Source organism: Mycobacterium sp., from assembly GCF_032162605.1.
Lineage (GTDB): Bacteria > Actinomycetota > Actinomycetes > Mycobacteriales > Mycobacteriaceae > Mycobacterium.
In genome coordinates this window covers 1-7671 of the sequence record NZ_JAVROT010000134.1, presented here as the reverse complement: position 1 = coordinate 7671, position 7671 = coordinate 1, and the positions used below count along the sequence as shown (strand labels likewise).

Annotated in this window: 7 protein-coding genes; 3 read left to right on the top strand and 4 right to left on the bottom strand. The window is 66.6% G+C overall.

Going from position 1 to position 7671, the window contains the following annotated elements:
* The first annotated feature begins 206 nt into the window (after positions 1-206).
* Complete coding sequence (locus QOI01_RS08260) at positions 207-911, top strand: MgtC/SapB family protein (protein WP_526379780.1); 705 nt, start codon at positions 207-209, stop codon at positions 909-911.
* On the opposite strand, the gene QOI01_RS08255 is transcribed toward QOI01_RS08260, so the two are convergent.
* Both QOI01_RS08255 and uvrB read right to left on the bottom strand, forming a co-directional pair.
* Positions 908-2320, bottom strand: a complete 1413-nt coding sequence (locus QOI01_RS08255; protein ID WP_526379778.1) for an MFS transporter — start codon at positions 2318-2320, stop codon at positions 908-910. The two genes, QOI01_RS08260 and QOI01_RS08255, sit on opposite strands and share 4 nt — an antisense overlap.
* A gap of 54 nt (positions 2321-2374) precedes the next feature.
* Positions 2375-4537: an excinuclease ABC subunit UvrB gene (gene uvrB, locus QOI01_RS08250; RefSeq protein ID WP_526379776.1), complete on the bottom strand. Its 2163-nt coding sequence runs from the start codon at positions 4535-4537 to the stop codon at positions 2375-2377.
* Positions 4538-4684: 147 nt separating this feature from the next.
* Here uvrB and QOI01_RS08245 point away from each other — a divergent pair, with 147 nt between their 5' ends.
* A complete protein-coding gene (locus QOI01_RS08245) occupies positions 4685-5191 on the top strand; it encodes a ribonuclease FAU-1 family protein (protein ID WP_526379782.1) in 507 nt (168 codons plus the stop codon).
* An 11-nt stretch (positions 5192-5202) separates the two neighbouring features.
* Positions 5203-5781, top strand: a complete 579-nt coding sequence (locus tag QOI01_RS08240) for a hypothetical protein (protein ID WP_526379774.1) — start codon at positions 5203-5205, stop codon at positions 5779-5781.
* An 8-nt stretch (positions 5782-5789) separates the two neighbouring features.
* On the opposite strand, the gene coaE is transcribed toward QOI01_RS08240, so the two are convergent.
* Both coaE and QOI01_RS08230 read right to left on the bottom strand, forming a co-directional pair.
* Positions 5790-6968 carry a dephospho-CoA kinase gene (gene coaE / locus QOI01_RS08235; protein WP_526379772.1) on the bottom strand — a complete coding sequence of 393 codons (1179 nt, stop codon included), beginning with the start codon at positions 6966-6968 and terminating at the stop codon, positions 5790-5792.
* A 181-nt stretch (positions 6969-7149) separates the two neighbouring features.
* Positions 7150-7671 (bottom strand): S1 RNA-binding domain-containing protein (locus QOI01_RS08230; protein WP_526379770.1); only part of this gene is annotated, 522 nt, incomplete at its 5' end.

Here is a 7671-nt window from a genome sequence, read left to right as displayed (position 1 = left end):
CGGCGTTGACGGCGTCGCGCAGGTGCGTCACCTCACGTTCGCGCGCCAACAGCCGCCGACGGGCCGCCAGCCACTCGTCGCGGGTCGCAACATCGGGATACGGGTTGGGAGTCATCGCAGATCCTCTCGGTTTGGCGCTCGACGTGTTGACTCGCCGACGATCCGAGAATCATCGCCGAATGCGCGTGTCGCGATACCTTGTCCGCATGGATCTCTGGCTGGCAGATCCGCCGTTCTTCGGCGGACCAGGTCAAGGCACCCGTCAGATCGTCGAGTTGTTCGTGGCATTCGGCCTGACTGCGCTGATCGGCCTCGAGCGGGAGATCCAGGGCAAGAGTGCCGGCCTGAGGACGCAGACCATCGTGGGCACGGCGGCTGCGTTGATTCTGCTGGTCAGCAAGTACGGGTTCAACGACGTGCTGTCCGAAGGGCTCATCGTCGTCGACCCGTCTCGCGTCGCGGCCCAAATCGTCACGGGCATCGGCTTTCTCGGCGCCGGCATCATCATCTTTCGTCGTGGCTCGGTCCATGGTCTGACGACTGCGGCATCGGTGTGGGAATCCGCGGCCATCGGCATGGCGGCCGGCTCCGGTCTGCTGCTACTCGCGTGCACGGTGACGGTGATGCACTTCCTCGTCATCGTCGGCTTCATGCCCGTGGCGCGGCGCTTGGCGAACAGGCTCAGTGGCTCGATTCGCGTACACGTGACCTACGAGGACGGTCGGGGCGTGATGAGTGCGTTGCTGCTGGCCTGCGAACGCCGCAACTGGCAGCTCGCCGAGTTGGAGTCGGACCCGATTGGCGGGGTGCAGCTCACGCTGTCCGGCAACGGCATCCTCAACGCGCCGACGGTGCTCGCCCGCATCGACGGCGTGACCGCAATCCGACAGCTCGACGACGATCCCGACTAATTGGTCACGAAGTCACGTCCGCCGCGGCTCGCGCGGTAGGAGGCAACGCAGCCGACGGCGGCGAGTGTGGCCGTCACGGCGAACATCCATCGTGCGGCGGTCGCATCACCCCGGTCGGTCATGTTGACGACGATGCCCGCCAGACCGGCTCCGAACGCGCCACAGATCAGCTGCACGGTGTTGATGGCCGCGGCCGCGGTCCGACCCTCGGCGGGGTCGTCGGTGCTGCCCATCGCCCACGCCGACAGATGAGGCCATGCCATTCCCACACCGGTGCCGGTGATGACCAGTGCGATGACCCACACCACGATGACGATGCCAGGGGCGTCGTCGAATTGGCTCACCGCCGCGACCCCGAGACCGATGGCCATCACCAGCGGCGATACCGCGACCACGCGAACGATGACGCTCGTCCTGGTCAGCGATGCACTGATGATCTCGCTGACGGTCCACCCAACGGCCACCGAGGCGCCCAGGAATCCGGCCGCCAAGGGCACCAGATGGGCCAGGCGCTGACCGAACAGCGGTACGTACATGTCCGCCATGGTCGCCGCCATCAAGACACCGAGGGTGAGGTAGATCCACTTCAGGGGACCCGGCCGAAAGGTGGAGGCGGGCAGCACGGACGCCGTGGTTCGGCGGTCCACCACCAGGAAGACCACCACCAGCGTTGCGCCTGCGACGAGAAGCCCCGCAGTCGCTCCGACGTTGTGTTGAACGCCCGCGACGCTGACCGCCAGCGCCGCTACACCGAGAAGCAACAGCGACCACACCGGGATCCGGTCCGCCGGCGGCCGATGGGCGTCAGCCGTGCGACCGGGCAGCGCGAACGGAACCAGTATCGCCATCGCGGCCGTCAACACCGCCAGCACGCCGAATGCCCAACGCCAGGAACCGAATTGCGCGAACGATCCGCCCGCAGCGGGCCCCAGCAGGGTGCCGACGCCCCACATCGCCGATACGAGCGCCGACGCCTTGGTCCACAACGATTGCGGCAGCGCGGAACTGATGACGGCATACCCCAACCCGGCCAACAGGCCCCCGGCGGCGCCCTGCACGACGCGCCCCAGCAGAAGGAATTCCATGGACGGCGCCACCGCACACATCACGCTGCCGGTCCCGAAGACGCCAAGACCGAACACGTACGCCCACCTCGGTCCGAGCTTCGTCAGCAGGGAGCCGACGGTGGTGGCGGCCACCACCGACGCGACCAGATAGACAGTCGTCACCCACGCATAGAGACGCCCGCCGCCGATTTCGGCGACGGTGCTCGGCAGCAGGCTGACCGTGAGGAATTCGTTGGTGGCGTACAGCGCGACGCCACCCGCGAGCACTGTCGAGGCGCCGAGGTTCTTCGGCCCGAGGAGCTCGGCCCAACCACCCCTCGGCACGGTTTCGGTCTCCGTCACGCGCACAACCGTAAGAGCTCAACCACGGTTGAGATCAAGTTTCGCGCCCAGACCTCACTTGAGGCCTGCGGCGTCCATGCCGCGCAACTCCTTCTTCAGGTCGGCGATCTCGTCGCGGATGCGGCCCGCCAGTTCGAACTGCAAATCCCGCGCGGCGGCCATCATCTGCGCGGTCAGATCCTTGATCAGGTCGGCCAGCTCCGCACGCGGCATGTTCGCCGTGTCGCGGCCTTCGAAGATGCCTGCGCTGACCGCGCGACCGGGTTCGCCCTGGGCCCGTCGACCGCGTGAGGAATTGCGGCCGGAGCCACCGACGTCAACGGTCGCGTCCGTGTCGTCTGCTTCGCGGTAGACCTGATCGAGGATGTCGGCGATCTTCTTGCGCAGCGGCTGGGGGTCCACCCCGTGCGCGACGTTGTAGGCGATCTGCTTCGCGCGGCGGCGATCGGTCTCCTCGATGGCCTGCTGCATCGAATCGGTGATCTTGTCGGCGTACATGTGCACTTCACCCGAGACGTTGCGCGCCGCGCGGCCGATGGTCTGGATCAAGCTGCGGGCCGACCGGAGAAACCCTTCCTTGTCGGCGTCGAGGATCGACACCAGCGACACCTCGGGAAGGTCGAGACCCTCACGCAGCAGGTTGATGCCGACCAGCACGTCGTACTCGCCCAGCCGGAGTTGCCTGAGCAACTCGACCCGGCGCAGCGTGTCCACCTCCGAGTGCAGGTAGCGCACCCGGATGCCGAGCTCGAGCAGATAGTCGGTGAGGTCCTCGGCCATCTTCTTGGTCAGGGTGGTCACCAAGACCCGTTCGTCGAGTTCCGTCCGCTTGCGGATCTCGCCGATCAGGTCGTCGATCTGGCCCTTCGTCGGCTTCACCACCACCTGCGGATCGACCAGCCCGGTCGGCCGGATGACCTGTTCGACGAACTCGCCCGAGGACTGGCTGAGCTCGTAGGGGCCCGGCGTCGCCGACAGATACACCGTCTGCCCGACGCGGTCGGCGAACTCCTCCCACGTCAGCGGCCGGTTGTCGACTGCCGACGGCAGCCGGAAGCCGAAGTCGACCAGGTTGCGCTTGCGTGACATGTCGCCCTCGTACATGCCGCCGATCTGCGGCACGGTCACGTGCGACTCGTCGATGACCATGAGGAAGTCTTCCGGGAAGTAGTCCAGCAGCGTGGCGGGCGACGTACCGGCGGCGCGGCCGTCGATGTGCCGCGAATAGTTCTCGATGCCCGAGCAGAACCCAACCTGGCGCATCATCTCGACGTCGTAGTTTGTACGCATCCGAAGCCGTTGTGCCTCAAGCAGTTTGCCTTGACCCTCAAGCTCGGCCAGCCGCTCCTCGAGCTCCTTCTCGATGCTCGAGATGGCCACCGCCATCCGTTCGGGGCCTGCGACGTAGTGCGTGGCCGGGAAGACGCGCAGCGAGTCAACCTTGCGCACCACGTCACCCGTCAGCGGATGCATATAGTAGAGCGCCTCGATCTCGTCACCGAAGAACTCGATGCGGACGGCGAGTTCCTCGTAGCTCGGGATGATCTCGACGGTGTCGCCGCGGACCCGGAACGAACCGCGGGTGAAGGCCATGTCGTTGCGGGTGTACTGCACGTCGACGAGCAGTCGGAGCAGTCCGTCCCTCGGCACCTCGTCGCCCACCGTGAGCTCGACCGAGCGATCGAGATACGACTGCGGCGTGCCGAGACCGTAGATGCAGGACACCGACGCCACCACCACCACGTCGCGACGCGACAGCAGATTCGACGTCGCGGAGTGCCTGAGCCGCTCCACGTCGTCGTTGACCGAACTGTCCTTCTCGATGTAGGTGTCGGTCTGCGCGATGTAGGCCTCGGGCTGGTAGTAGTCGTAGTACGACACGAAGTACTCGACTGCGTTGTTGGGCAACATCTCTCGAAGCTCGTTGGCCAGCTGGGCGGCAAGTGTCTTGTTGGGCGCCATGATGAGCGTCGGTCGCTGCAGACGTTCGATGAGCCAGGCCGTCGTCGCGGACTTGCCGGTGCCCGTGGCACCGAGCAGAACGATGTCCCGCTCCCCCGCGTTGATGCGGCGCTCCAGCTCGGCGATGGCCGCAGGCTGATCACCCGCCGGCGAGTACTCGCTTACCACCTCGAACTCGCCGCCCACACGTATGACGTCGTCGACCGCGCGGTATTCCGAGTGCGCGACTACGGGGTATTCGGTAGCAAAAGCCATTTCACCAGGTTAGAACCAACCACCGACAGATGCTGTTCCCCGGGTCGCTTCGCTCCTGCCCGCCGCCAGGCTGTTCCCCCGGGTCGCTTCGCTCCTGCCCGCCGCCAAGCTGTTCCCCGAGCGGCGGCGCTGCCATAGCCTGACCCCATCCACCCTCCCAAACACGAGACGTTCGACGTCGCGGCCCGCACGAACACCGACCCCAAGGGCATCGTGCGGGACGTCGACGTGTACGCCGTGCAGCCGTGGGGGCTCTACATGGCCAGACCCACGCCCGGTCGCGCGCAGTTCCACTACCTGGAGTCGTGGCTGCTGCCGTCGCTCGGTCTGCGGGTGTCTATATTCCACTTCAATCCCGCCCACGAGCGCGACCAGGACTACTACCTCGACGTCGGACGGTTCACCGTCCACGGCCAGGTCTGGCACGCCGAGGATCACTATCTGGACCTCGTCGTTCGAACGGGTCGCGGCGTGGACCTCATCGACGTCGATGAGCTGTTCACGGCGGTGCAGTACGGACTGATGACACCGGAGACCGCCGAACGGGCGGTTCAGACGGCCGCCGCCGCGATCGACGGTCTGGCCCGCAGCGACTACGACCTGGGACGGTGGCTGGCGGACCACGAAATGGCTCTCACCTGGCAGGCAGCGTAATGTCTAAATTCATGAGCTTGACTAAGTGCCGGCTGATGACGGGTATTTCGGCATCTGTCCTGCTCTTCTGCGCCCTGTTGGTCCCAGCCGTCGCACAGGCCGATCCCGAAGGTCCGTCAGGCCCGGACGCCGCCCAGCAGTCCGCCGACGCCTCCCCTGCGCAACCCCCGGATTTCGGGCCAGGCCCCTACAACGTGGTCTACCGGGCTCGTGTTGATGGCGTCTCACGCGGCGCGACCATCGACTACGCGATCGCCGACGATCAGGTGAACACCGCGAACCCGATGATGGTGCCCGGCCGGACGTTCGAAGCGACCGGTGTGGTGTCGAATACGCAGAAGGCCGGCATGCAGGTGTCCATCCAATGGCCGTACTCGGCGAGCCTGCATTGCGAGATCCTGGTGAACGACCAGATCATCGCCGAGGCCGATCAGTTCGTTGCCCCTCGCCTCACGCCGCAGCACGACGACCCCGGCTACGGCGTGCTCAGCTGCGGATCGGTGACCAACTTTCCGACCGGCAACACGGCCCCCATTGACGCGCCGCCGCCGGTCGACGAGCCTGCACCGGAACCCGCGCCGGCTGCCTGAGCCTCGATTCAGGGCCGCCAGCCCGTCGCGTCCGCCCATTCCCACGCCCGACGGTAGGCGTCGAGGAACCATGGCTCCTTGTCGTCTACATAGTCGGCCATGGTCTCGGGCTCTCCCGCCAACACGGCGCGCTTGACGGCGACGTATTCGTCCTGCGCGTCGGGATTGGCCTTGAGCCAGTCGACGAACAGCAGCGCGAACTGCTGTCCCGGCGAACCGTCGACCCGTAGATGCACGTTGGTCAAGCGTCCCGGATCCGCGGACGCGTGGAAACGCTTGTCCCACAAAGCCGGATCACCGGTGTGCGCGGCATCGCCGGTGAGGCCGAGGACCCGCGGATAGCCGGCGGTCAGAAGCGAATCGGTCAGCTCGTCGGCCACCGTCAGGGACGCGACCGTGACCTGAACGTCGATGACGTCCTTGGCGTCCAGGCCTGCCACCGCCGTCGACCCGATGTGGTCGATGCGCACGGCGCGGTGGCCGCATGCGGTGTTCAGTCTGGCGACGATCCGTCGGGCCTGGTCCGGCCACGACGGATCCGAAGGGACCAACCGCGGCCTGACCCGGGCCGGCTCACGCGCCTGCACGTTGTGCGCAAACGGCACGATCCGCTCGTCCCACAGCTTGCGGGCACGATCAGTCAGATCCTCTGCGGTGCCAGAGTTGTCCAGCCACACGTCGGCGACGGCTCTGCGCTGCTCCTCGGTCGCCTGCGCGGCGATCCGGGCCCTGGCGTCGGCCTCGCTGAAGCCCCGGTGCTCGATCAGCCGGGCGACGCGAACGTCGACGTCGGCGTTCACGATCACGACGAGGGGGAACATCGGCGCCATCTGGGACTCGACCAGCAGCGGAATGTCCTCGACGATCACCGCGTCGTCAGCTGCCGCCTCGATCAATTCTTGGCGTCGCTTGCCTACTAGCGGGTGCACGATGCCGTTGAGCGTCGCGCGCTTCTGATCGTCGGTGAACGCCACCGAGGCCAACGCGGGCCGGTCGAGCTGACCGTCGGGCAGCAGGATCTCCGAACCGAACGCCTCGACCAGTGCGGCCAGCCCCTCGGTGCCGGCCTGGACCACCTCGCGAGCGATGACGTCGCCATCGACGACGATGCCGCCGCAGCCGGAGAAAGCGGACGACACGGTGGACTTGCCGGCGCCGATGCCGCCGCTGAGGCCGATGCGAAGCACCGCGTCAGTCTGTCAGGACACCGAGTTGCGCTCGAAGGCGGCCACGAACGTGAAGAATTGCACGTGAAATCTGCGAAACCTCGCGCAGATCTTCACACTCGGCGAGCGAACCCAGGACACCGGAGACGACGAACGCCCCGGCTCGGTATGAGCCGGGGCGCGCGTGTTGTGCTACGCGTTGTTAGGCGTTGCCTGCGAGCTTCTCCCGCAGAGCCGCCAGCTGCGCATCGCTAGCCAGCGTTCCGCCGGTGGGCTCACCCGAGCTGGACGACGTGGTCGAGGAACCGTTGGCGGTGGCGGGCCTGCTGGCTGCCTCCGCGTCGGCCGCCGCGAACTTCTCCATCTGCGCGGTGTGCATCTTGTGGCGGCGCTCGGCCTCGGCGTACCGGGCCTCCCACTCGTCACGTTGCTTCTCGAAGCCCTCGAGCCATTCGTTGGTCTCGGAGTCGAAGCCCTCGGGGAAGATGTAGTTGCCCGCCTCGTCGTAGCTGTCGGCCATGCCGTACTTCGACGGGTCGAACTCCTCGGTGTAGTCCTCGTTGGCCTGCTTGAGCGACAGCGAGATGCGACGGCGATCGAGGTCGATGTCGATGACCTTGACCATCGCGTCGTCGCCGACCTGGACCACCTGGTCCGGGACCTCGACATGGCGCTCGGACAGCTCCGAGATGTGCACCAGGCCCTCGATGCCCTCTTCGACGCG